General features: G+C 63.3%; 17 protein-coding genes. 10 read left to right on the top strand and 7 right to left on the bottom strand.

The features are described from left to right. The first annotated feature begins 12 nt into the window (after nt 1-12). The 3 genes from AC3WVQ_RS06775 (at nt 13) to AC3WVQ_RS06785 (ending at nt 3,541) form a co-directional block, all read left to right on the top strand. Nucleotides 13-1,083: a BMP family ABC transporter substrate-binding protein gene (locus tag AC3WVQ_RS06775; RefSeq protein WP_090295794.1), complete on the top strand. Its 1,071-nt coding sequence runs from the start codon at nt 13-15 to the stop codon at nt 1,081-1,083. A gap of 219 nt (nt 1,084-1,302) precedes the next feature. Beyond that, complete coding sequence (locus AC3WVQ_RS06780) at nt 1,303-2,082, top strand: FadR/GntR family transcriptional regulator (RefSeq protein WP_051659212.1); 780 nt, start codon at nt 1,303-1,305, stop codon at nt 2,080-2,082. A 166-nt stretch (nt 2,083-2,248) separates the two neighbouring features. Next, entirely contained in the window at nt 2,249-3,541 is a 1,293-nt protein-coding gene (locus AC3WVQ_RS06785; protein ID WP_090295591.1) for a hemolysin family protein, read from the top strand. Between the two features lie 276 nt (nt 3,542-3,817). Here AC3WVQ_RS06785 and AC3WVQ_RS06790 read toward each other — a convergent pair whose 3' ends face one another. From AC3WVQ_RS06790 to AC3WVQ_RS06810, 5 genes are read right to left on the bottom strand one after another with little or no spacing between them, the layout of a single operon-like run. Continuing rightward, nucleotides 3,818-5,029, bottom strand: a complete 1,212-nt coding sequence (locus AC3WVQ_RS06790) for a molybdopterin molybdotransferase MoeA (RefSeq protein ID WP_492382618.1) — start codon at nt 5,027-5,029, stop codon at nt 3,818-3,820. Between the two features lie 4 nt (nt 5,030-5,033). Further along, on the bottom strand, nt 5,034-5,522 hold the full coding sequence (moaC, locus tag AC3WVQ_RS06795) for a cyclic pyranopterin monophosphate synthase MoaC (RefSeq protein WP_090295584.1): 489 nt from the start codon (nt 5,520-5,522) through the stop codon (nt 5,034-5,036). Next, nucleotides 5,522-6,337 (bottom strand): indole-3-glycerol phosphate synthase TrpC, encoded by an 816-nt coding sequence (trpC, locus tag AC3WVQ_RS06800; RefSeq protein ID WP_090295582.1) that lies wholly within the window; start codon nt 6,335-6,337, stop codon nt 5,522-5,524. The genes moaC and trpC overlap by 1 nt, the downstream gene beginning before the upstream one ends. 14 nt (nt 6,338-6,351) lie before the next feature. Beyond that, on the bottom strand, nt 6,352-7,365 hold the full coding sequence (gene trpD, locus AC3WVQ_RS06805; RefSeq protein ID WP_090295580.1) for an anthranilate phosphoribosyltransferase: 1,014 nt from the start codon (nt 7,363-7,365) through the stop codon (nt 6,352-6,354). Between the two features lie 17 nt (nt 7,366-7,382). Then, nucleotides 7,383-9,272, bottom strand: coding sequence for a peptidylprolyl isomerase (locus AC3WVQ_RS06810; protein WP_090295578.1), 1,890 nt, complete (start codon nt 9,270-9,272; stop codon nt 7,383-7,385). 350 nt (nt 9,273-9,622) lie between these two features. Between AC3WVQ_RS06810 and AC3WVQ_RS06815 the strand changes: the two genes are divergently transcribed. Further along, on the top strand, nt 9,623-11,269 hold the full coding sequence (locus AC3WVQ_RS06815) for a Na/Pi cotransporter family protein (RefSeq protein ID WP_034791009.1): 1,647 nt from the start codon (nt 9,623-9,625) through the stop codon (nt 11,267-11,269). Between the two features lie 11 nt (nt 11,270-11,280). Here the strand turns inward: AC3WVQ_RS06815 and AC3WVQ_RS06820 are convergent, their stop codons facing one another. After that, complete coding sequence (locus AC3WVQ_RS06820; protein WP_090295576.1) at nt 11,281-13,041, bottom strand: hypothetical protein; 1,761 nt, start codon at nt 13,039-13,041, stop codon at nt 11,281-11,283. A gap of 243 nt (nt 13,042-13,284) precedes the next feature. Between AC3WVQ_RS06820 and glmU the strand changes: the two genes are divergently transcribed. From glmU to AC3WVQ_RS06840, 4 genes are all read left to right on the top strand, one after another. After that, nucleotides 13,285-14,655: a bifunctional UDP-N-acetylglucosamine diphosphorylase/glucosamine-1-phosphate N-acetyltransferase GlmU gene (gene glmU / locus AC3WVQ_RS06825; protein WP_090295573.1), complete on the top strand. Its 1,371-nt coding sequence runs from the start codon at nt 13,285-13,287 to the stop codon at nt 14,653-14,655. A 231-nt stretch (nt 14,656-14,886) separates the two neighbouring features. After that, nucleotides 14,887-16,713: a glutamine--fructose-6-phosphate transaminase (isomerizing) gene (glmS, locus tag AC3WVQ_RS06830; RefSeq protein ID WP_034791015.1), complete on the top strand. Its 1,827-nt coding sequence runs from the start codon at nt 14,887-14,889 to the stop codon at nt 16,711-16,713. After that, entirely contained in the window at nt 16,713-17,210 is a 498-nt protein-coding gene (locus tag AC3WVQ_RS06835; RefSeq protein WP_034791382.1) for a GNAT family N-acetyltransferase, read from the top strand. Before glmS ends, AC3WVQ_RS06835 begins: the two co-directional genes overlap by 1 nt. A gap of 18 nt (nt 17,211-17,228) precedes the next feature. Next, nucleotides 17,229-17,930 (top strand): DUF502 domain-containing protein, encoded by a 702-nt coding sequence (locus AC3WVQ_RS06840; protein ID WP_034791018.1) that lies wholly within the window; start codon nt 17,229-17,231, stop codon nt 17,928-17,930. A gap of 40 nt (nt 17,931-17,970) precedes the next feature. Here the strand turns inward: AC3WVQ_RS06840 and recG are convergent, their stop codons facing one another. After that, nucleotides 17,971-20,076, bottom strand: coding sequence for an ATP-dependent DNA helicase RecG (gene recG, locus AC3WVQ_RS06845; RefSeq protein ID WP_110819792.1), 2,106 nt, complete (start codon nt 20,074-20,076; stop codon nt 17,971-17,973). A gap of 155 nt (nt 20,077-20,231) precedes the next feature. Here recG and AC3WVQ_RS06850 point away from each other — a divergent pair, with 155 nt between their 5' ends. Both AC3WVQ_RS06850 and mfd read left to right on the top strand, forming a co-directional pair. Next, nucleotides 20,232-20,537 (top strand): FAD assembly factor SdhE, encoded by a 306-nt coding sequence (locus AC3WVQ_RS06850; RefSeq protein WP_034791024.1) that lies wholly within the window; start codon nt 20,232-20,234, stop codon nt 20,535-20,537. Between the two features lie 7 nt (nt 20,538-20,544). Further along, entirely contained in the window at nt 20,545-24,048 is a 3,504-nt protein-coding gene (mfd, locus tag AC3WVQ_RS06855; RefSeq protein ID WP_060517410.1) for a transcription-repair coupling factor, read from the top strand. The last annotated feature ends 17 nt before the right edge of the window (nt 24,049-24,065 follow it).

Consider the following 24,065-nt stretch of genomic DNA (forward strand, 5'->3'; position numbering starts at 1 on the left):
GAGGTCAAGAAAATGAAAAAACTACTGCTCGTTCTCGCAAGCTCCGCGGCAGCGATCGGCTTTGCCACCGGTGCAAGCGCCCAGGAGAAGGCCAAGGTCTGCTTCGTCTACGTCGGTGCCAAGACCGACGGCGGCTGGACCCAGGCGCACGACATCGGCCGCCAGGAGCTGGAAAAGGCGCTCGGCGACAAGATCGAGACGCAGTATCTCGAAAGCGTGCCGGAAGGCCCGGATGCCGAGCGCGCGATCGAGCGTCTCGCACGCTCGGGCTGCGGCCTGATCTTCACGACGTCCTTCGGCTTCATGGACGCGACGATCAAGATCGCGCAGAAGTTCCCGGACGTGAAGTTCGAGCATGCGACCGGCTACAAGACCGCGCCGAACGTCGCGACCTACAACAGCCGCTTCTATGAAGGCCGCTACATCCAGGGCGTGATCGCCGCCAAGATGTCGCAAAAGGGCGTCGCCGGCTACATCGCCTCCTTCCCGATCCCGGAAGTGGTGATGGGCATCAACTCCTTCATCATCGGCGCGCGCTCGGTCAACCCGGACTTCAAGATCAAGGTCGTTTGGGCAAACACCTGGTTCGACCCCGGCAAGGAAGCCGATGCTGCCAAGGCATTGGTCGACCAGGGCGTCGATATCCTGACGCAGCACACCGACACGACGGCACCGATGCAGGTTGCCGCCGAGCGTGGCATCAAGGCCTTCGGCCAGGCCTCCGACATGATCAAGGCCGGCCCGGAAACGCAGCTGACGGCGATCGTCGATACCTGGGGCGCCTACTACATCAAGCGCACGCAGGCCTTCCTCGATGGCAAGTGGGAAACGACGTCGAGCTGGGACGGCCTGAAGGACGGCATCTTGACGATGGCGCCCTACACCAACATGCCTGACGACGTGAAGAAGCTCGCTGAGGACGCCGAAGCCAAGATCAAGTCGGGCGAACTGAAGCCCTTCACCGGCCCGCTGAAGAAGCAGGACGGCAGCGAGTGGCTTGCTGGAGGGGCGACGTCTGACGACGGCACGCTGCTTGGCATGAACTTCTACGTCGAAGGCGTCGACGATCAGCTGCCGAAGTAAGCAAGAGCCTACGAAACAGAATGCAAACCCCGCCATTTCGGCGGGGTTTGTCGTTTGGAAAACGCGTAAGGGTTGTTTCATCGTTCGGCGGTGCGCGGTTTACGGTTTTGCGGCCACCCTGGGGCTTTCCGGAATCGACTGTTCAAACTACATTCATTTGCGCAGGTTTAGGGGTGCCCCGCGTGCTCCGCACGAAGGCCTTGTGGCGCGTCGCGCCGTATGAAATCAGGCAGGGGAGTGCCTGGAGGAGATGGATTGAACAGGAGTTTGCTGGAAACCGTCGTGTCCGGCTCGCGCAAGCGCACGAGCCACGCACATGTTGTCGATCAACTCGGCAAGGCAATCATATCCGGCGAATTTCCGGTCGGCTCCATTCTTCCGGGTGATCCGGAACTTGCGGCACGCTTCAAGGTATCCCGAACTGTTCTGCGCGAAGCCATGAAGACGCTGGCCGCCAAGGGGCTGGTCGTGCCGCGTGCCCGCATCGGCACCCGCGTGACGCCGCGCAACGACTGGAACCTGTTCGACAACGACATCCTGACCTGGCACTTCGAATGCGGTGTCGACGAGGACTTCCTCTATCACCTCAGCGAAGTGCGCCTGGCCTTCGAGCCGCATGCGGCAGCACTTGCGGCGCGAAACGCGTCTGAGGCCGAAATCAGCCGCATGATGCGGCTCGCGGTTGCGATGGGCGAGGAGGGGCATAGCGCCGAGAGCCTCGCAAGCGCCGACCTGAAGTTCCACCTGGCTGTCGCCGAGGCCTCCGGCAACCCATTCATGCGCACGGTCGGCGGGCTGATCGAAGCGGCGCTGGTCGGTGTCTTCAAGCTGAGCTCTCCGGTCGCCGAAAAGGGCGGCATAGACGAGGTTGCCCGCAACCACATCCGTATCGTTGAGGAGATCGGCAGGCGTGACGAGGTCGGCGCACGGCTTGCCATGGAAAACGTGATCAAGATCGGGCGCGAGCGCGTTCGCAGCGCGCTGCAAAGTCGCAGTTGAGGCTGCGACCGGTCGAGATTGTTCAACAAAACAGCGCTCGGCCCTTCCAATGTTCAGAAGATTGCAGCGATTTCATTGCTTGTGCTTGCTCGGATCGCGCGCTGGCCTTATTTGGTGAGGGCTCGCTCCTTGTGGAGCGGCTTTCGTCAACGGTGATCTGGAGACCATGTCCGAGTTTTTTGTCATTTTCGTCCTGCTTTTGATCAATGCATTTTTTGCTCTCTCGGAAATGGCAATCGTCTCGGCAAGCAAGCCAATGCTTCGCCAGATGGCAAAACAGGGAAATGCCCGCGCCGAAGTGGCGCTGAGGCTCGCTGAAGATCCCGGCAAGTTTCTTTCTACCGTACAGGTCGGCATCACGCTCGTCGGCACCTTAGCCGGCGCCTACGGTGGCGCGACAATCGCTGCGAAATTTGCACCGCTGCTCGATGAGGTCGCTTGGATCAATCCTTACGGCAACACGGTTGCCCTCGTACTCGTCGTTACCCTCATCACCTTCCTGTCCGTGGTTATCGGCGAGCTCATTCCGAAGCAGCTGGCGCTGAAGAATTCCGAGGCGCTGGCCATGTTCGTCGCGCGCCCGATGCACTTCTTGTCGCGGATCACCGCGCCGGTCGTCTATCTCTTCGAGACCGCGGCGTCGCTTGCCATGCGTCTCCTCGGCATCCGTCCTGACGATCCTGATCATGTGACGGAAGAGGAAGTCCACGCGATCATGGCCGAAGGCGTCGAAAGCGGCGCCATCGAAAAGTCCGAGCACGAGATGCTTCGGCGAATCATCCGCCTCGGCGACCGCAACGTGAAGTCGATCATGACCCACAGGACCGAAGTGAGCTTCATCGACGTCAATGACAGCTTGGAAACGGTCGGTCGTAAGATCGATCAGTTCGGCCATTCCCGCTATCCGGTGGTCGATGGTCCGAGCGGCGACGTTCTCGGCGCGGTTCTCGCCAAGGAAATCCTGAACGCGCCGACCTCCGGTCCGTTCGACGTGCGTAGATACATCAAGGAAATCCACACCTTGCCGGAGACGGCGTCGTGCCTAAAGGCACTGGAAGCCTTCAAGTCGTCAAGCATCAACATGGCGATGATCGTCGACGAATATGGAAGCACTGAGGGCATTATCACCATCGCCGACATTCTCGAGGCGATCGTCGGCGTGCTGCCGTCGAACTACGACGACATCGAGCATGCGTTGATCCGCCAGCGCGAAGACGGAAGCTACCTTGTCGACGGCCGCACGCCGATCGACGAAATCCACCTGACGATCGGCATCGAGGGAATCGACGCCGACGGCAACTTCGAGACCATCGCCGGCTTCCTGGTGCAGCAGTTGCGCAAGACGCCGGAGGAGGGCGATGTCGCGATTGCCCATGGCTACCGCTTCGAAGTGGTCGACATGGATGCGCGCCGCATCGACAAGATCCTGGTCAGCCGCTCCGACGAGACGGTCAACTGATCCATGCGCGGCCAGGGGCGCACCCCGGCCTGCTGCGGCAAGAGCGGTGGCTGCCCCATGCGGCCACTTACACCGCTGCAAAGTGCTTCGTCACAAAACGTAGAGGGTCCGTGTCACGGCGCCGAATTGATGGCGCTCAATGACGAGGCCACGTGATCATCGCTGAGATTGTCCGAATAAGGATGATCGAGAGGACCCGCCATGAACGCGAAAAAGGTCGGGTTCTGCCCGGTCTTTTGTTTTTGCGCTCCCAGAGGTGGCTCGCGCTTGGTTCGTTCAGCGAAGCCTGAGAATGTCGCAGGTTGTGCCCGCAGGCGCTTCGGTGGCGTGCGGCGGGCGCACGATCAGGCAATCAGACTGCGCGAAAACCTTCATCATCGACGAGTCCTGCCGCGAGAAGGGATGGGCGACCAACGTGCCGTCGCTGTCCCGCGTAAGGCGCGCGCGCACATAGTCCTGCCTGACGTCGTTGCCCGGAAGCGGGCCTGCAAGCCGCGCGGTCGTTATGCGGTCGCGCGATGGTAAGCGGGCGAGCTTACGGGTCAGCGGCTCGAGGAAGAGCAGGGCGCAGACGAGGCTGGAGACCGGATTGCCCGGCAGGCCCAGCACCGTGGCCGTTCCGAGCTGGCCCACCATGAGCGGCTTTCCCGGCCGCATGGCGATGCGCCAGAAGTCGAGCGTCATGCCGCAGGCAATGAGCGTCGATTGCACCAGGTCATGGTCACCGACCGAAGCGCCGCCGAGCGTGACGATCACGTCGACATCGGCGTCCTGCGCCCGCCTGACCTCGGCACTGATCGCGTCCCGATCGTCGTAGACGATGCCGAGATCGATGACCTCGGCGCCGTTGTCGCGCGCGATCGCCGCGACGCCGAAGCTGTTGGAGGCGATGATCTGATCGTCGCCCGGCCTGTTGCCCGGAGCCACCAGCTCGTCGCCCGTGGCGAGGATTGCGATCCGCGGGCGCTTGAAGACCGGCAGGCTCGCATGGTTCATCCCCGCAGCGAGCGTCAAGCGTCCGGCGTCGAGCACGTCGCCCGCCGAAAGTGCCGCTTCGCCGGCGATAAAATCCTGGCCGGCCGTTCGAATATGCCGCCCCTTGCCGGGCACGAATTTGGTGCGGATCCGGTTGCCCGGCAACCGCTCGGTATCCTCCTGGATGATCACCGTATCGGCGCCCAATGGCACCGGCGCACCGGTGAAGATGCGCACGGCTTCGCCCGCTTTCATCTCCCCCTTGAAGCCGTGGCCCGCAGCCGATTGGCCGATCACGGTCAGTTCGGCCCCGACGGTCTCAATGTCCCCGTGGCGCACGGCGTAGCCATCCATCGCCGAATTGTCGAAGGCCGGATGGGTGACGCGCGCCGGGATATCTTGAGACAGCACGCGGGCGAGCCCGTCATGGAGGCCGACGAGCTCTGTCAATTGCGGTGGCGTGGCGCCGTGTAGGATCCGCTCGAGCGCGTCTTCGACGGACAGCAACACCATGGCCTCAGTTCCCTTCGCGTCGATAGTCGCCGGATCGCCCGCCGGACTTGCTGACCAGCTGGATGCCGCCGATTTCCATCTCGCGATCGGCCGCCTTCGCCATGTCATAGATCGTAAGGCAGGCGACGCTCACGGCCGTCAGCGCCTCCATCTCGACGCCGGTGCGTCCCGTCAGCTTGGCAAGCGCCTCGACCCGGAGGCCAGGAAGCGCCGGGTCCGGCGTGATATCGACCGTTACCTTGGTCAGCATCAACGGGTGGCAGAGGGGAATGAGGTTGGCCGTCTGCTTGGCGGCCATGATGCCGGCAAGCCGCGCCGTACCGATGACATCGCCCTTCTTGGCGTCGCCTTCGAGAATGAGTGTCAGCGTTTCAGCCTTCATGCTCACATGGCCTTCGGCGACGGCGATGCGTACCGTCTCGGCCTTGTCGCCGACATCCACCATGTTCGCTTCGCCGCTGCCACCGATATGCGTGAGCTTCGGCTTGCTCATCACTCGGCCGCCAGCGTGGTCGTAGCGCCGGTCAGGAGCGTGCGCGTTGCCGATTCGACGTCGCTCTTGCGCATCAGGCTCTCGCCGACGAGGAAGGTGGTGATGCCGCTCTTTTCCAGCCGCTGGCAATCCGCATGCGTGAAGATGCCGCTTTCGCCGACGAGCAGACGGTCGGCAGGCACCATTCCCGCAAGCTGCTCGGAAACCGAGAGATCAACCTCGAAGGTCCTGAGGTTGCGGTTGTTGATGCCGACGAGCGGCGAGGTGAGCTTCAGTGCCCGTTGCATCTCTTCGGCGTCGTGCACCTCGATCAGCACGTCCATGCCAAGCTCGAGGGATGCGTCTTCGAGGCGGCGGGCGTCGTCGTCGCTGAGCGAAGCCATGATGAGAAGGATGCAGTCGGCGCCCCAGGCGCGCGCCTCGAACACCTGGTAGGTGTCGAACATGAAGTCCTTGCGCAGCGCCGGCAGGGCGCAGGCCGCACGCGCCGCTTCGAGAAAGGCAGGCGCACCCTGAAAGCTCGGGGCGTCCGTCAGCACCGACAGACAGGCCGCTCCACCCGCTTCATAGGCCTTGGCGAGCGCCGGCGGATCGAAATCCGGGCGGATCAGTCCCTTCGACGGGCTTGCCTTCTTGATTTCGGCGATCAGTCCGAACGTGCCGGCGGCCTTGCGTGCGGCGAGCGCCGCATGAAAGCCGCGCGGGGTGGCCTGATCAGCGATACGCGCCTTGAGTTCGTCGAGCGAAACGTTCGACTTGGCAGCGGCGATCTCGTCGCGCTTGTAGGCTTCGATCTTGCGCAGGATATCCGTCATGTGCTGATCCTTCCTCAGGCCGCGTTCGATACGCTGATCAGGCGCTGCAGCGCGGTCTTGGCGCTGCCGCTTGAAAGCGACTGGCGCCCAAGCGCCATGCCTTCGGTGAGGTCCTTTGCCCGTCCGGCTATCATCAGCGATGCGGCCGCATTGGCAAGGGAAATGTCCCGGTAGGGGTTCTCGGCACCATCGAGCACTGCCTGGAGCGCGACCGCATTGTACGCGCCGTCGCCGCCCTTGAGCGCATCGATCGTCACCGTCTGAAGGCCGAAATCGGCGGGCGTCAGGGTGAAGGTGGAAATCTTGCCGTCCTTGAGTGCTGCGACCTCGGTCGTGCCGGTCGTCGTGATCTCGTCGAGGCCATCGCCGTGAACGACCCAGACATTGTCCGAGCCGAGATCACGCAGTACTTCGGCCAGCGGCTGCACCCATTGCGGCGCGTAGACGCCGACGAGCTGGCGCTTGACGCCTGCGGGGTTGGAAAGCGGGCCGAGCAGGTTGAAGATCGTGCGCGTTCCGAGCTCCACCCGCGTCGGGCCGACATGGCGCATGGCGGAATGGTGCTGCTGGGCGAACATGAAGCCGACACCGGCCTCGCGGATGCATTTCGATATGGCGTCCGGACCGATGTCGAGCTTGACGCCGAGGCAGGAGAGCGCGTCGGCGGTGCCTGACTTCGAGCTCAGCGCGCGGTTGCCGTGCTTGGCAACAGGCACGCCCGCGCCGGCGACGATCAGCGAGGCAAGAGTCGAGATGTTGTAGGTGCCGGCGCCGTCGCCACCGGTTCCAACGATATCGACCGCATCCGCTGGCGCATCGACCGGCAGCATGCGGGCGCGCATCGCGCTCACCGCGCCGACGATTTCATCGACGGTTTCGCCGCGCACCCGCAATGCCATCAGGAAGCCGCCGATCTGCGACGGCGTTGCGGCACCCGACATGATGATTTCGAAGGCGGCACGTGCGTCTTCGCGGTTCAGCGCCTCGCGGGCGGCGACCTTGGCGACGAATGGCTTCAGATCACTCATCGATGGTTTCCTTGGGCCTATCGTTGCGCAATGGCGGTTTCAGCGAGCGTCTGGTTGATCGAAACGCCGTAGGCGGCCTGCAGCGTGGCGACCATCTGGTCCAGGATGTCCTCGCCGCTGACACGGGCGAGGGCCTCGATCTGGCGGCTGTCGTCCTGCAGCACGTCTGCCGGGCCGGCGGTGTCAACCGAGGTGACCTGCAGGAGGATCTGCCCTTCGCCGCCGATTCCGGGAGCGTTGGTGACGTGGCCGTTCGCGCCGGAGAAGGCGGCAGCGACGGCTGCCGGGCTAAGGGCAGCATCAGCGGTCGCGCGCGTCAGGCCGGCCTTGGTTTCGACGACGAGGCCGAGTTCGGTCGCGACGTCGGCAAGCTTTGCGCCCTGCTCGACGCGCTGCTTCAGTTCGCCGGCCTTCGTGGCAAGTGCTGCGCGCTGCTGCTCAGCCATCCAGTCGGCGCCGATTTCGTCGCGGGCTTCGTCCAGCGTGCGATCGCGCGCCGGGATGACTTCATCGAGGTCGAACCAGACATAGCCTTCGCGGCCGACGTTCACCGGCAGGGTTTCAGCACCGACGTCGGCCTTGAAGACTTCCTGGAGAAGGGCTGCCTGTTCCGGCAGGCCGGCGACGTCATCGCCGTTCTTGTCCTTGCCGGTCGCGTCCACCGCATCGACGGTTACGAGCTTCAGCTTGAGCTGGTCGGCGACTTCCTTGATCGGCGCGCCGGAAGCGCGCTCGTCTTCGATCTTGTCGTGCAGGCGCATGACTTCTTCGCCCGCTGTGGAAAGGGCGATGTCCTTGCGCAGTTCTTCCTTCACTTCGTCAAGGCTGCGGACGGTTTCCGGGCGGATGTTCGTCACGCGCAGGATGACCGGCCCGAAGGCACCGTCGACAACCGGCGTCACGCCGTCGGCCTGAAGTGCGAATGCTGCTTCGCCGATCTTGGCGTCGGGAACGCGATCCCTCGTGAACTCGCCGAGAAGTACGTCGGCAGAAGACTTGCCTTCGGCCTTTACGAGATCGTCGAAGCTGGTGCCGGCAGAGAGCTTTGCCGACGCAGCGTCAGCCGCTTCACGCGACGTGAAGGAGAGCTGTTCGATTGTCCGCGCAGCAGCGCTGCGGAAGCTTTCCTTGCGGCGTTCGTATTCGGCGCGGATCTCGTCGTCGGTGACAACGGTCGGGTCGGCAACGTCAGTCGGCTCGAGCTTCACATAGGTGATCTTGCGATATTCCGGCGCACGGTAGTTCGCCTTGCGGCTGTCGTACCAGGGAGAAAGCACGTCGTCGCCCGGCACCTTGACCGGATCGATATTGGCGTTCGAGAGCAGCAGGTAATCGATCGTGCGCTTCTCGTGCCGGTAGGCGCCGATCGCGTCGGTGAGAACCTTCGGAGCGACATAGCCGTCAGACAGCGCGTCGACGATCTGCGAGCGGATCGCCGTCTGGCTCTGGCTGTTGATGTAATCCTGTTCGCGCAGGCCCGCATTGCGCAGCACGCTCGAGAACGTCAGTCGGTCGAACTGGCCGTTGACGCTGTGGAATGCCGGATCGTCGGCGATCAGTTTTGCGAGCCGATCCTGCGACAGGCCGAGATTCATGTCGTTGGCGAGTTGGTCGAGAGCCGCGCCGGCGACGATCTGCGAGTAGACCCGCTGCTCGATGCCGAAGGCACGTGCCTGCTGCGGCGTCAGCCGCGTGCCGAGCTGGCGGGAAGCCTGTGCCAGCATGGTCTCGTAGGCGAGCCGGAATTCCGGTGGCTTGACCTTGACGTCACCGACGACCACCACCGCATCCGACTGGTTCGTCATCGTCAACGATGAGCCGCCCCACACCATGAACGACAGAACGAGAACGATTAGCAGGCCTTTGACGACCCAGGTCTGGGCGGCGCTTCTCAGAAATTCGAGCATGGGGGCAGAAACCTCGTTGCAATGCGGTGGCCATCGGCCAAACGAATTCGTTCCTTAAAACAAACGAAACAGGAAATGAAGGGTTGTTTGCCGCAAATTGCGCCCATGCAACGGGATCGGCCGCCCGGAGCAACCGTCTGGTTTTCAATGGCTGCCGCGACAGCTGCGCGAGCTGCCTGGATGAGGCGGGCGGCGTCCGTCGATCGGACCGGCGCGGGTGACCAACTCGATGTCGGATTCGTTAGCCGGCAACCGAAAATTATCTGTCACATTGGCTCGAACATGCCGCGGTTCTGTGGTTCTGTTGCAGGGGCGGAGCGATTCTTTGGAGCTTCCGCGGGAAAGATTCCATGCAGTCGACAATCGTGATGGTAAACCTGTTTGGAGCAGTGGCACTGCTTCTCTTCGGCCTGTCCCTCGTCAAGGACGGGGTGACCCGTGCCTTCGGGGCTCGGCTGCGCGCCGGCCTTGCCCAGGGAACCGACGGCTCTCTCCGTTCCTTCGTGACCGGACTTGTCGCGACGCTTGCGCTGCAAAGTTCCACGGCCACCGCATTGATGACCGCATCCTTCGTGGAAAAGGGGCTCATCCGCTCGCGCATGGCGCAGATCGTGCTGCTTGGCGCCAATCTCGGCACGGCGATGACGGCCTGGATCGTGGCGACCGGAATAGAATGGCTGTCGCCGCTCGTCATTCTCATCGGCGTGGTCTTGCACCGCGCAAGCCGGTCGAACGCGCGCCAGGGTCTGGGTGCTGCTTTCGTTGGCATCGGCCTCATGCTCCTGTCGTTACATCTTTTGGGCGCGGCGACGGAGCCGATGCGTGACAGTCCGGCCCTTGGGGCCTTCCTCTCGATGCTCGACAGCGCCTGGCCCGTAGCGCTTCTCATTGCCGCGGGACTTGCCTTTGCGTCGTCGTCCAGTCTGGCTGTGGTGATGCTGGTGCTGTCACTCTCGACGACGGGCATCCTCAGCGTCGGGTTGACGGTGGCACTCGTGCTTGGCGCCAATCTCGGTGGCGCCGTTCCGCCTGTCATGGCAACGCTCGGTTCCGCCCCGTCGGCGCGCCGCGTCACCATAGGCAACCTTGTCGTTCGCGCCATTGGCTGCCTGATCGCGCTTCCGCTGACAGGCATGAGCGTGGAGTTTCTGCAGAGCCTGCCGCTGCCGCGCCAGAACCTGCCGGTCGACATTCATCTGGCCTTCAACCTCGCGGTCGCCATTCTTGCCTGGCCCTTTGCCGGTTTGCTGTCGCAGCTGATGGCCCGGTTCATTCCGGATGGAGAGGCCGAGGAGACCGGCCCGCGTTATCTCGATGAGACGACGCTGAATACGCCGGTCATGGCGCTTTCGGGAGCCACCCGCGAGGTCTTGCGCGTCGGCGATCTGGTCGAGGCGATGCTGATGCGTGCCGCGAACGCCTTCAACAACAATGACCTCTCGGATATTCGCGATATCGGCAAGTTCGAAAAACAGGTCGATCAGCTGCAGCAGGAGGTCAAGATCTTCCTGTCGCGCTTGGGCCGCGATGGCCTGAGCGCCGAAGACGGCCGCCGCTCGATCGTCATCATCGACTACGCCATCAATCTCGAGCATATGGGCGACATCATCGAGAAGGGGCTGTGCGAGCAGATCACCAAGAAGGTCAGTAACGGCCTGAAGTTCTCGGAGGAGGGCTATCAGGAGCTCAAGAGCCTCTTCAACCTGACGATCGACAATCTGCGAGTCGCCCAGACCATCTTCGTCACCCGCAATGCCGATCTCGCCAAGCAGCTCATCGAGGTGAAGGTCAACGTGCGTCACATGGAGAAACGCTCGGCGGAGCGCCATATCGAGCGGCTGCGCGACGGGCTGGTCCAGAGCCTGCAGACGAGCTCCCTGCATCTCGACATGCTCCGGGATCTGAAGCGCGTCAACGCGCATATCGCTTCCGTCGCCTATCCCATCCTTGAGGAAAATGGGCTGTTGAGCGAGAGCCGCTTGCGGCCGGGCGCCTAGCGTCGCGTCGATCAGCCGCCGGTGTTGGCAGCGGGCTTCAGGCTGTTTCGGACAAAGGCGTCGTAGCAGCTTGTCAGCGTGATCCGGCTGTGAGCCGTTTCAAGGCTCGGCAGATAAAGCGACAGCAGCGTCTGGTTGACATTGGTCACCGGGCAGGTCGGCACCAGCGCGACGTCGACCGCATCGAGGGCGGCGCGAACATTTTCATCCGGCGGCGGAATGGCGCGGAAGGGATCTGCGCCGATCGCGACATGCAGCGGGGCACTGCGGTCCATCAGCCACGGAAAGGGATTGGTGAAGTCGACGTTGAAGATCGTCCGGAAGCGTACGCCGCTCGAAGCCTCGTAGGCCGTCAACGCGTCGATCGCTTCGTCGACATTCATCAGCCATCCCGTCTGAAAATCGAAGTCGCTGTAGAGCAGGAACGACGGCAACTCGCCAGTTTTGGCGAAGGCGTCGAATGCGGGACGCTCGGTCGCGTAGAGGATGCGCAGACGCTCGGCGCGCAGTGCCAGGATGGGCCGTACATTGACGGCGCCCATGGTTTTGAGGTTGCGGCTTTCCAACGGCACGTTGTTGACAGCCCCGATCCATGCGCGGGTGCTTTTTTGCACGACGGCTGTGGCCGGCGGCAGGGCTGCCGCGAGGGCGAGAACAGCGACGGCAACTGCGACAGGCCGTGTTTTGGCGGCTGCGACCTCATCGATCGCGAGCTTGAGGAGCAGCGGCAGCAGGAAGATGAACGCCTGACTGCCGGTGTTCTGGCTCTCAAAGACGATACCGGCAAGAACGAAGGCTGCAAGCCAGAAAAACGGCTGGTCGAAACTTCGGCAGAGAGCCGCCATTGACGGGCCTTTTCCAAGCTGGCGCAGCGACTGGGCGAAGGGCGCAAGCTGCGTGCCGAGGAGCACCAGGCACAGCAATCCCGCCGGGATCAGCAGACCGGCATTGAGGGAGGCGGCCTGCAGCAGCCGCGGCAGCAAGCTGCCGTCATTGACGGAAAGCAGCGCCAGGATATCGGCAAGATAGGCAGAGACGCCGCCGCGGGCGAGTTCGACGCTCGCAAGGATGGCGATGACCACGAGCCCCGCCATGATAGCCGACCGGAACGGCAGGCGCCCCGCAGCAAAGGCCATGAGGCACATGAGCGTGCCGGCAACCGCGCCGGTGATCTTGACGAAGAACAGTGCCGCCATGGCGCCGGCGACCGTCGCGACGAGCAGCCGACGATCGCGTACGTGGACAAGTGCGGCTGCGAGTACATAGAGAAGCTGGCAGACCTGGCGGTTGTAGATGCCGAAACCGTCGGACCCGGGATAGGGGTAGAAGTCGCCGGTGTTGAACGGCAGCACCGAAAACACCAGGAACGGCAGCAGGATCGCATAGGCGACTGCCGTCGAACGCTTCTGGACATCGGTGACGACCAGCGCGATCAGCGGCCCACTGACGAGAAGCAGGCACCAGCTCGCCAGGAGCAGCGGCTGGCCGTTCGGAAAGATGCCCTGCAGGGCGGCGAAGAGATAGTAGCCGAGGGCGCCGACGGGGGTGAAGAAATCGACCGACGGGATCTGGCCGTCGCGGATACGATTGGCGGCATCGAGATAGAGATAGTGGTCCCAGAACATCGGACCGATCGGCTGCGGGATCGTGAAGCTGAGCAGAACCGCGAGCACACCGAGCACAAGGGCAAGCAACAGAAGCGGAGATCGCGCGAGAGGAATGACCGCGCCGGTAGACTTTGCCGGTGTGTCGATGTCAGTGCGGCTGTGCATTGCGGCTTGATCCCCCGAAGGAGCGATGCACCCGCACGGTTTTGCTGACACAGGCTCCGCGCCTTCTTATGCCATCATCCGGTTTTAAGCCGGTTAATGCGACGTGATTGTGAGAATTATGCTTCTCGCAATATGTTGCTGCTAGCACCGCGCCGAATCGAAAGGCGATTTTGTACTTGAGCCGATTCCGATCTAAGGGATTGTGCAGTGGGCGTGAGCCTGGAAGAGACCAAGGAGAGATATATGGAACGGACGTGCCTGGCCATCGTTTTGGCTGCGGGTGAAAGCACGCGGATGAAATCGTCCATGTCGAAGGTGCTGCATCCGGTGGCGGGCCGGCCGATGATCGCCCACGTCGTCGAGGCGCTCTCAAACGCTTCCATCTCGGATATCGCTCTCGTCGTCGGCCGCGACGCCGACGCGGTCTCGGCTGCCGCCGACATCGGCGGCGTGTCGGTTTCGTCCTATCTGCAGAAGGAACGGCTCGGCACCGGCCATGCGGTGCTTGCTGCCCGCGACGCCATCGCAAAGCGGTTCGACGACATTCTCGTCGTTTTCGGCGACACGCCGCTGATCCAGCCTGAACCACTTCGGGCCGCTCGCGAGGGACTTGCGGCCGGCAACGATGTGGTGGTGATCGGCTTCGAGGCGGCAGACCCGTCGGGCTACGGCCGCCTGATCGTAAAGGACGGCGCGCTGCTCGCCATTCGCGAGCACAAGGACGCAACGGAAGAAGAGCGCCGCATCACCTATTGCAACGGCGGCCTGATGGCGATCGACGGTCGCAAGGCACTCGATCTTCTCGGCCGCATCGGTAACGCCAACGTCAAGGGCGAGTATTACCTGACCGACCTCGTGGAGATCGTCCGCGAGATCGGTGGGCAGGCGATTGCCGTCGAGGCCCCCGAAGAAGAACTGACTGGCTGCAACACGCGCGCCGAGCTCGCCTTCATCGAGCGGCTTTGGCAGCAGCGCCGCCGCCACGAGCTGATGCTGTCGGGCGTATCGATGATCGCGCCGGAAACCGTGTTTCTCGCCTGGGATACCGCGCTGGAGCAGGATGTCCTGGTCGAGCCGAATGTCGTCTTCGGCCCGGGCGTGCGCGTCGAGAGCGGCGCGATCATTCATGCCTTCTCGCATGTCGAGGGTGCGACGGTGCGCGCCGGCGCGACGGTCGGTCCGTACGCACGCCTGCGCCCGGGTGCCGATCTCGGCGAAAACTCCAAGGTCGGCAATTTCTGCGAGGTCAAGAAGGCTGAGATCGGCGCCGGCGCCAAGGTCAATCACCTGACGTATATCGGCGATGCGTTCGTCGGCGCAGGCACCAACATCGGCGCCGGCACGATCACCTGCAATTACGATGGTGTGAACAAGCACGAGACGCGGATCGGCGAAAATGCCTTTATCGGCTCGAACTCGTCTCTGGTTGCGCCGGTGACGATCGGCAACGGCGCCCTGGTCGCCTCCGGCAGCGTCATCACCGAGGATGTGCCGGCCGACGCCGTCGCCTTTGGCCGCGCACGCCAGGAGATCAAGCCTGGCCGGGCACGGCTGCTGCGCGAGCGGTACGAGGCGGTGAAGGCAGCCAAGAAGTCGGCGAAGGCTGCCGGTTAGGCCCGTGGTGCCCGCGTGTCCGCGGGTTCGCCTCGGATTTGCTGCATGTCGCTTGATTCCGCTAGGATTCGCGGGAACATGCGGCGGCGTTAAACATTGAAATCGAAAGTGAAATCGGGGCGGATTGCCTCGACCTGCAAATGCTTTACCAAGACAGCGCGCCGGGCGGCATTTCCGCCCTCGTTGAACAGGGGCGCCGATCGCGGCGCGGGGACGAATTCGGAGACGACTATGTGCGGTATTGTAGGCATCGTTGGCAACCAGCCGGTATCGGAACGACTGGTCGATGCGCTGAAGCGCTTGGAATACCGCGGTTATGATTCCGCCGGTGTCGCCACCGTCATTGGCGGCAAGCTGGAGCGGCGGCGCGCCGAGGGCAAGCTCGTCAATCTGGAGATCAGGCTGCGCGAAGAGCCGCTCGCCGGCACGATCGGCATTGCCCACACGCGCTGGGCAACCCATGGCGCGCCGACCGAACGCAACGCCCACCCGCATTTCACCGACGGGGTCGCCGTCGTCCACAACGGCATCATTGAGAACTTCGCCGAGCTGAAGGACGAACTGATCGCCAGTGGCGCAAAGTTCGAGACCGACACCGACACCGAGGTTGTGGCCCATCTGCTCTCCAAGTTCCGTCGCGAAGGCCTCGGCCGGCGCGAAGCCATGCACGCGATGCTGAAGCGCGTCACCGGTGCCTATGCGCTGGCGGTGCTCTTCCAGGACGATCCTTCGACGATCATGGCGGCGCGTAACGGCCCGCCGCTTGCGATCGGTCACGGCCGCGGCGAAATGTTCCTCGGCTCCGACGCGATCGCGCTTGCGCCCTTCACCAACGAGATCACCTATCTGATCGATGGCGACTGGGCGGTGATCGGGGCGAACGGCGTGCATATCTTCGACCTCGACGGTAACGTCGTCGACCGGCCGAAGCAGCTGTCTACGGCCGCCGCCTACATGATCGACAAGGGCAACCACCGGCACTTCATGGAGAAGGAGATCTATGAGCAGCCGGAGGTGATCGCGCACGCGCTCAGCCACTACATCGATTTTGCCGGCAACCGCATCAAGGCGCTCTCAGGCACGATCGATTTCGCCAAGATTCCGAGCCTTGCGATTTCCGCCTGCGGCACCGCCTATCTCGCAGGCCTCGTCGGCAAGTACTGGTTTGAGCGTTACGCGCGCCTGCCGGTGGAAATCGACGTCGCGTCCGAGTTCCGCTACCGCGAGATCCCGCTGCCTTCCGAGGCGGCCGCGTTGTTCATCTCTCAATCCGGCGAAACCGCTGATACGCTGGCGTCGCTGCGCTATTGCAAGGAACTTGGCCTGAAGATCGGTGCCGTGGTCAACACGCGTGAATCGACCATCGCGCGTGAATCCGATGCGGTCTTTCCGATCCTTGCCGGCCCGGAAATCGGTGTCGCCTCGACCAAGGCCTTCACCTGCCAGCTCGCAGTGCTGGCGTCGCTCGCGATCGGTGCCGGTCGCGCCCGCGGCACGGTGAGTGCTGAGGAAGAGCAGGTCTTGGTTCGCTATCTCGCGGAAATGCCGCGCATCATGGGGCAGGTGCTGAACGCCGTTCAGCCGAAGATCGAGCTTCTTTCGCGCGAGCTGTCGAAGTGCCGCGACGTTCTCTACCTCGGCCGCGGCACCAGCTTCCCGCTGGCGATGGAGGGGGCGCTCAAGCTCAAGGAGATCTCCTATATCCATGCGGAAGGTTATGCCGCCGGCGAACTGAAGCATGGACCGATCGCGCTGATTGACGAGAACATGCCGGTTATCGTCATCGCGCCGCACGACCGCTTCTACGAGAAGACCGTTTCCAACATGCAGGAAGTCGCGGCCCGCGGCGGCCGGATCATTCTCATCACCGACGAGAAGGGCGCCGCCGCCTCGAAGCTCGAGACCATGGCGACGATCGTGTTGCCTGATGTCGATGAGGTCATCGCGCCGATGATCTTCTCGCTGCCGATCCAGCTCCTTGCCTATCACACGGCGGTGTTCATGGGCACCGACGTCGACCAGCCCCGCAACCTCGCCAAATCGGTGACCGTCGAATGATCTATGTCCGGCACGAGCGCCCCGGCGACGAAGCGGTGATACATGCCGTGACCGCGGCCGCCTTCGAAGGGCATCCGCACAGCGACCAGAGCGAACCCTTCATCATCGAGCGACTGCGTGAGTCCGGTGCGCTGAGTGTGTCGCTGGTCGCCGAGATGAACGAGGAAGTCGTCGGGCACATCGCCTTTTCGCCCGTCACTCTGACGCCGGAAGAGCCCGGCTGGTTCGGGCTTGGGCCGGTCTCGGTCAAGCCGGACGTTCAGGCCCAGGGCATCGGCCGGCAGCTGATCCTCGAGGGGCTCGAATGGCTGCGGGCGGAAGGGGCCGCCGGCTGCGTTGTCGTCGGTGATCCGGCCTTGTATCAAAAGTTCGGTTTCCGTAACGAATCGGCTCTTGTATTCCCCGGTTGTGCGCCGCAATATTTCATGGCGCTGGCTCTCTCCGGCGCGATGGCGGCCGGTACGGTCGCCTATCATCCGGCCTTCGGCGTCGAGTGAGGTTGAGACGGAAGAAGCATGACGGAACATTCGAAACGCGGCTATATCGGCACCCGGCTGCGCAACTACTTCCTGACGGGTTTGATCATCTGCGCACCGGTCGCGATCACCGTCTGGCTCGTGCGCACCTTCATCGACTGGGCCGACGGTTGGGTGAAGCCCTACCTGCCGAACTTCTATAATCCGGACACCTATTCGCCCGTGGCCATTCCCGGCTTCGGTCTGCTCGTCGCCATTTTCGTGATCACCTTCGTCGGTTTCATGACCGCAAACCTCGTCGGTCGGTCGATCGTGAATTTCGCCGAGTCGCTCCTCAATCGGACGCCTCTCGTCCGCACGATCTACAAGTCCACCAAGCAGATATTCCAGACGGTGCTGCAGGAACAGTCCTCCTCCTTCAAGAAGGCCGGGCTGATCGAGTATCCGAGCCCGGGCATCTGGTCGCTGGTGTTCATCGCAACGGATGTGAAAGGCGAGATCGCCTCGAAATTCAAGGAACGCGGCATGGACATGGTCGCGGTCTTCCTGCCGCCGACCCCGATCCCGACGGCGGGGTTCCTGCTGTTCATCCCGCGCGACAAGATCATCCCGCTTGACATGAGCGCGGAGGACGCGGCGAAGCTCCTGATCTCGGGGGGCCTCGTGACGCCCGACCAGAAGCCGCTCGCCAATGCACCTTTGAAAATCGGTCAGCAGAAGACTGAGATTCCCGTATCTTGATGCCGGGCCGCCGTGATCGTCGGTTTGGCAGGGTGGTCGGTCAGCCGGCGCGCAGGAAGCGGATCGCCTCATCGCGGCGGTAGAGATAGAGCAGCGTACGGAGCGCTTCGCCGCGCTCCGAAGTGAGGTCCGGATCGCGCTCGATCACGTAGGCGGCGTCCTTCCGCGCGATTTCGAGCAGATCGCCGTGGGCCTCCAGGCTGGCGATGCGAAAACCGGGCGTGCCTGACTGGCGCGTGCCGAGCAACTCGCCTTCGCCGCGCAGCTTCAGGTCTTCCTCGGCGATCAGGAAGCCGTCCTCGCTGTCGCGCAGGATCGAGAGCCGCGCGCGGCCGGTTTCGCCGAGCGGTCCCTTGTAGAGCAGGATGCACGTCGATGCCTCGTCGCCACGGCCGACGCGGCCGCGCAACTGGTGAAGCTGGGCAAGGCCGAAGCGTTCCGCATGCTCGATCACCATGATTGTTGCGTCGGGCACGTCGACGCCGACTTCCACGACTGTTGTCGCAACCAGCAGGCGGACCTCGCCGTTCTTGAAGGCGAGCATGACGGCGTCCTTCTCCGCCCCGTTCATACGGCCGTGTACCAGGCCGACATTGTTGCCGAAGCGCTTGGCGAGGCCTTCGTATCGTTCTTCGGCCGACATGACGTCGACGGCTTCGGACTCTTCCACGAGCGGGCAGATCCAATAGGCCTTCTTGCCTTCGCGAAGGGCAGCGTCGAGCCGATCGACGATGTCGCCAACGCGCTCCGTCGGGATCGTCACCGTCTGGATCGGCTTGCGTCCGGCGGGCTTTTCCGTGAGCTTCGAAACGTCCATGTCGCCGAAGGCGGCAAGCACCAGCGTGCGCGGGATCGGCGTTGCCGTCATGACCAGCATATGCGGCGAGATGCCCTTGGCGGTCAGGCGCAGGCGCTGGTGAACGCCGAAGCGATGCTGTTCGTCCACCACCGCCAGTGTCAGCTCCTTGTAGCTCACCGTGTCCTGGAAAAGCGCATGCGTGCCGATCACCATGCGCGTTTCTCCGGACGCGATGCGCTCGAGAATGGCGCCGCGCTCCTTGCCCTTGGTGCGGCCGGTCAAAACGTCGATGGCGATGCCGGCGGATGCGGCCATCCTTGCAAGCGTCGCATGGTGCTGGCGGGCGAGAATTTCGGTCGGCGCCATCAGCACCGCCTGACCGCCGGATTCGACGGCGGCGAGCATCGCCATCAGCGCCACCATCGTCTTGCCGGAGCCGACATCGCCTTGCAGCAGCCGGAGCATACGCTCGGTGCCGGCCATGTCCTTCAGGATGTCGGCGATCGCCGTCGACTGACTGGCTGTCAAGGAAAAGGGAAGGGCGTCGATGACCGGACGGGAAAGCACACCGGTCGCGTGAACCGGTACTCCCGCGACCTTGCGCAGGCGCTGGCGAACGAGAGCCAGGGACAATTGCCCGGCGAGAAACTCGTCATAGGCGAGGCGGCGGCGGGCAGGTGCCTGCGGATCAAGGTCGGTCGCGTCGCGGGGATCATGCAGCGCGCGGAAACTTTCGGCTGCGGTGCTGAAACCTTGTCGCGTCAGCAGCGCGTCGTCCATCCATTCGGGCATGTCCGGAACGCGGGCGACGGCGGCCTCGATCGACTTGCGCAATATCCTTGGTGAAAGTCCCGCTGTCAGCCCGTAGACCGGCTCGACCAGCGGCAGGTTTTCCGCCTCGCTTGCCCGGACCGCATAGTCAGGGTGAACCATGGAGGGGCGGCCGTTGAACCAGTCGACCTTGCCGCTGACGATGACTGTCTCATCGACCGGCAGCGATTTTTCCAACCAGTTGCCCTTGACGCGGAAGTAGGTGAGCGCCAGCTCCCCGGTCTCGTCATGCAGGAAGACGCGATAGGGCAGGTTGGGCTTTCCGCGCGGGGGCGGCTGGTGGCGATCGACCCGACCGGTGATGGTGACGATAACCCCTTGAGGCGCGTGGGCGATGCCAGGCTGTTGGCGCCGGTCGATCAACGAATGCGGCGCGTGAAAAACGAGATCGACCACGCGGCAGTCTTCGATCGTCTCGCGACCGAGCAAACGGGCATAAAGTTCGCCGATCTTCGGGCCGATGCCTGGAAGCGTGTCGAGCGGGGAGAAGAGCGGATCTAGCAGGGCGGGGCGCATGGCGATGAAATTGCGATGATAATTCGGGCTTTGGCAAGGCTGACAATCGGCTATTCAGAGTTTATAGAGCCGTTGACGACAAACCGTACCCCAAAGGCCTCGCGCGTTCGTCCGAGCGTGCAGGCGTCATCGCGGGCGGCAGGAAGGAATTTCCCATGACCGGTATCTCTCGCACCAGCGCCGATCTCGATCCGCGTCGACGGCGGATCCTGTTCCGTGCCTGGCATCGCGGCATTCGCGAGATGGATTTGATCCTCGGGCAATTTGCAGAGGCTGAGCTCTCGACGCTTTCTGAAGCACAACTCGATGAACTCGAGACGATCATGGGCGAGGAAGACAACGATCTCGTCAAGTGGATCATCGGCGAACAGCCGGTGCCGGCTTGCTATCAGACGCAGATGTTTCAGCGCATCGCTGCCTATCGTCCGGATTTCGACAAGCTTCCCGAAGGGATGAAATAGACCGATGATGCTGGCTGGCCTTGATCCGAAGAAGATTGTCGAAGCACAGCGAGAGATCACGATCGGGCCGGTGCCCTCCGGGGCCGAGGCGCTGATCCTTGCTGAGCTCGCCCGCGCCGGCCAGCCGGTCGCCTACATTCTATCGGACGGCCAGCGGATCGCCGATCTTGAGCAGGTCCTCTCATTCGTCGCGCCCGACATTCCGGTGCTGACGCTTCCCGGCTGGGACTGCCTTCCCTATGACCGCGTCTCGCCGAGCGCCGACACGTCGGCACGGCGGCTGGCGGCGCTGAGCGCCTTGATTGCGCACAAGAAGAAGCCGCATGCGGCGATCGTGCTGGTGACGGTCAACGCCGCCCTCCAGAAGATCTCGCCGCAGGACGTGATCCAAAGCCTGGCGTTTTCGGCCCGTCCGGGCAATCAGGTGCGTATGGACGACATCGCGATGCGGCTGGAGCGCAACGGCTTCGAGCGTGTCGCGACCGTGCGTGAGGTTGGCGAATACGCAGTGCGCGGCGGCATCCTCGATGTCTTCGTGCCGGGGAGCGGCGAGCCGCTGCGCCTTGATTTCTTCGGCGATACGCTCGAAACAATCCGCTCGTTCGATCCTGCAAGTCAGCGCACGACCGGTCAGGTCCGCTCCCTCGATCTCAATCCGATGAGCGAGGTGTCGCTGACGCCCGAAACGATCAGCCATTTCCGTAAGCACTACCTGTCGCTGTTCGGCGCGACGACCCGCGACGACGCGCTTTACCAGGCTGTCTCCGAAGGCCGGCGCTATGCCGGCATGGAGCATTGGCTGCCGCTGTTCTATGACGGGCTGGAGACAGTCTTCGACTATCTCGACGGCTTCCGTATCGTCACCGATCATCTGGCGCGCGAAGCTGCGGCTGAGCGCTCGAAGCTCATTCTCGACTATTACGACGCCCGTTTAGCCTCGGCGTCTCCGGGCAAGGCGCAGGCCACCCAGGGTACGCCCTACAAGCCGGTTCCGCCGGAGCTGCTCTATCTCAGCTCGCAGGGCTTCAACGCCGGCCTGAGCTCACGCGACGCCATTCGCCTGTCGCCCTTCAACGAGCACGAGGGCGAAGCCCGCCAGGTCATCTCGGTCGATGCGCGCCAGGGCATGCGTTGGGCGAAGTCGGCGGGTGAGGGCGAAGCCGAAGACGAACGCGTTAACGTCTTCGATCAGGCGGTCAAGTACATCGCCGAGCGGCGCTCGAAGGGCGCCAAGGTGGTGATTTCAGGCTGGAGCGAAGGATCGCTCGATCGCCTGCTCCAGGTTCTCGCCGAACACGGTCTCGGCAACGTCAAGCCCATCAAGGCACTCGCCGAGATCAAGTCGCTGAAGCCGGGCGAGGCGGCCTCGGCCGTGCTCAGCATCGAAGCCGGTTTCGAGACGGGCGATCTCGTTATCATCGGCGAACAGGATATTCTGGGCGACCGCATGGTCCGCCGCTCGAAGCGGCGCAAGCGCGGTGCCGACTTCATCGCCGAGGTGGCTGGTCTCGACGAGGGCAGCTATGTCGTGCACGCCGAACACGGCATCGGCCGTTTCGTCGGCCTGCGCACCATCGAGGCGGTCGGTGCCCCGCATGATTGCCTCGAGCTCGTCTATGCCGACGATGCCAAGCTGTTCCTGCCGGTCGAAAACATCGAGCTTCTGTCGCGCTACGGTTCAGAAGGCACCGATGCGATCCTCGACAAGCTCGGCGGCGTCGCCTGGCAGGCGCGCAAGGCCAAGCTCAAGAAGCGGCTGCTCGATATGGCGGGCGGCCTCATTCGCATCGCCGCCGAACGCCATACGCGCCGGGCGCCGGTGCTCGCCGCACAGGACGGCGTCTATGATGAGTTTGCCGCTCGCTTCCCCTATGACGAGACCGAAGACCAGCTGAACTCGATCGAGGCGGTGCGGGAAGATCTCGGCAGCGGCCGTCCGATGGACCGCCTCGTCTGCGGCGACGTCGGCTTCGGCAAGACGGAAGTGGCGCTTCGTGCCGCCTTCATCGCTGCCATGAACGGCGTACAGGTCGCGGTCGTCGTGCCGACGACGCTGCTTGCCCGCCAGCACTTCAAGACCTTTTCCGAACGGTTCCGTGGGCTGCCGATCCGCATCCAGCAGGCGTCGCGCCTCGTCGGTTCCAAGGAACTGGCGCTGACGAAGAAGGAAGTGGCCGATGGCAAGACCGATGTCGTCGTCGGTACCCATGCGCTCCTCGGCACGTCGGTCAACTTTGCCAATCTCGGCCTCTTGATTATCGACGAGGAACAGCACTTCGGTGTCAAGCACAAGGAGCGGCTGAAGGAGCTGAAGTCCGACGTGCACGTGTTAACGCTTTCGGCGACGCCGATCCCGCGCACGCTGCAGCTTGCCCTGACCGGGGTGCGTGAACTGTCGCTGATCACGACGCCGCCGGTCGACCGCATGGCGGTGCGCACCTTCATCTCGCCCTTCGATGCGCTGGTGATCCGGGAAACGCTGATGCGCGAGCACTATCGCGGCGGCCAGAGCTTCTATGTCTGCCCGCGCCTGAGCGACCTGTCGGAAATCCATGATTTCCTGAAGTCGGACGTTCCGGAGCTGAAGGTAGCCGTCGCCCACGGCCAGATGCCGGCAACCGAGCTCGAAGACATCATGAACGCCTTCTATGACGGCCGTTACGATGTGCTGCTGTCGACGACGATCGTCGAATCCGGTCTCGACGTACCGACGGCCAACACGCTGATCGTGCATCGTGCCGACATGTTCGGTCTTGCGCAGCTCTACCAGCTTCGCGGTCGCGTCGGTCGCTCGAAGGTGCGCGCCTTTGCGCTGTTCACTCTGCCGGTCAACAAGACGCTGACGGGCATGGCCGAACGCCGGCTGAAGGTGCTGCAGTCGCTCGACACGCTCGGTGCCGGTTTCCAGCTCGCAAGTCACGACCTCGATATCCGCGGTGCTGGCAACCTGCTCGGCGAAGAGCAGTCGGGCCATATCAAGGAGGTTGGCTTCGAGCTTTACCAGCAGATGCTCGAGGAAGCGGTCGCCGAACTCAAGGGTGAGGAAGAAATCCACGACACCGGCTGGTCGCCGCAGATTTCGGTCGGAACGCCCGTCATGATCCCGGAACACTACGTTCCGGATCTGCATCTGAGGCTCGGCCTTTATCGTCGTCTCGGCGAACTGACGGACCTGAAGGAGATCGACGGCTTCGGCGCCGAGATGATCGACCGCTTCGGTCCGCTGCCGATCGAGGTCCAGCATCTCTTGAAGATCGTCTACATCAAGTCGCTCTGCCGCACGGCGAATGTCGAGAAGCTCGATGCCGGGCCGAAGGGCGTCGTCGTGCAGTTCCGCAACAAGGAATTCCCGAACCCTGCGGCACTGGTGGGTTACATCGCCAAGCAGGGCACGCTTTCGAAGATCCGGCCCGACCAGAGCATCTTCTTCCAGCGCGAACTGGCGACGCCGGAAAAGCGCCTGTCCGGTGCAGCAATGGTGATGACGCAGCTCGCCGGCCTGGCGAAGTAAGAAAAAACCGTACTGCC

The sequence above is a fragment of the Ensifer sp. EB106-05-01-XG146 genome, assembly GCF_058791875.1.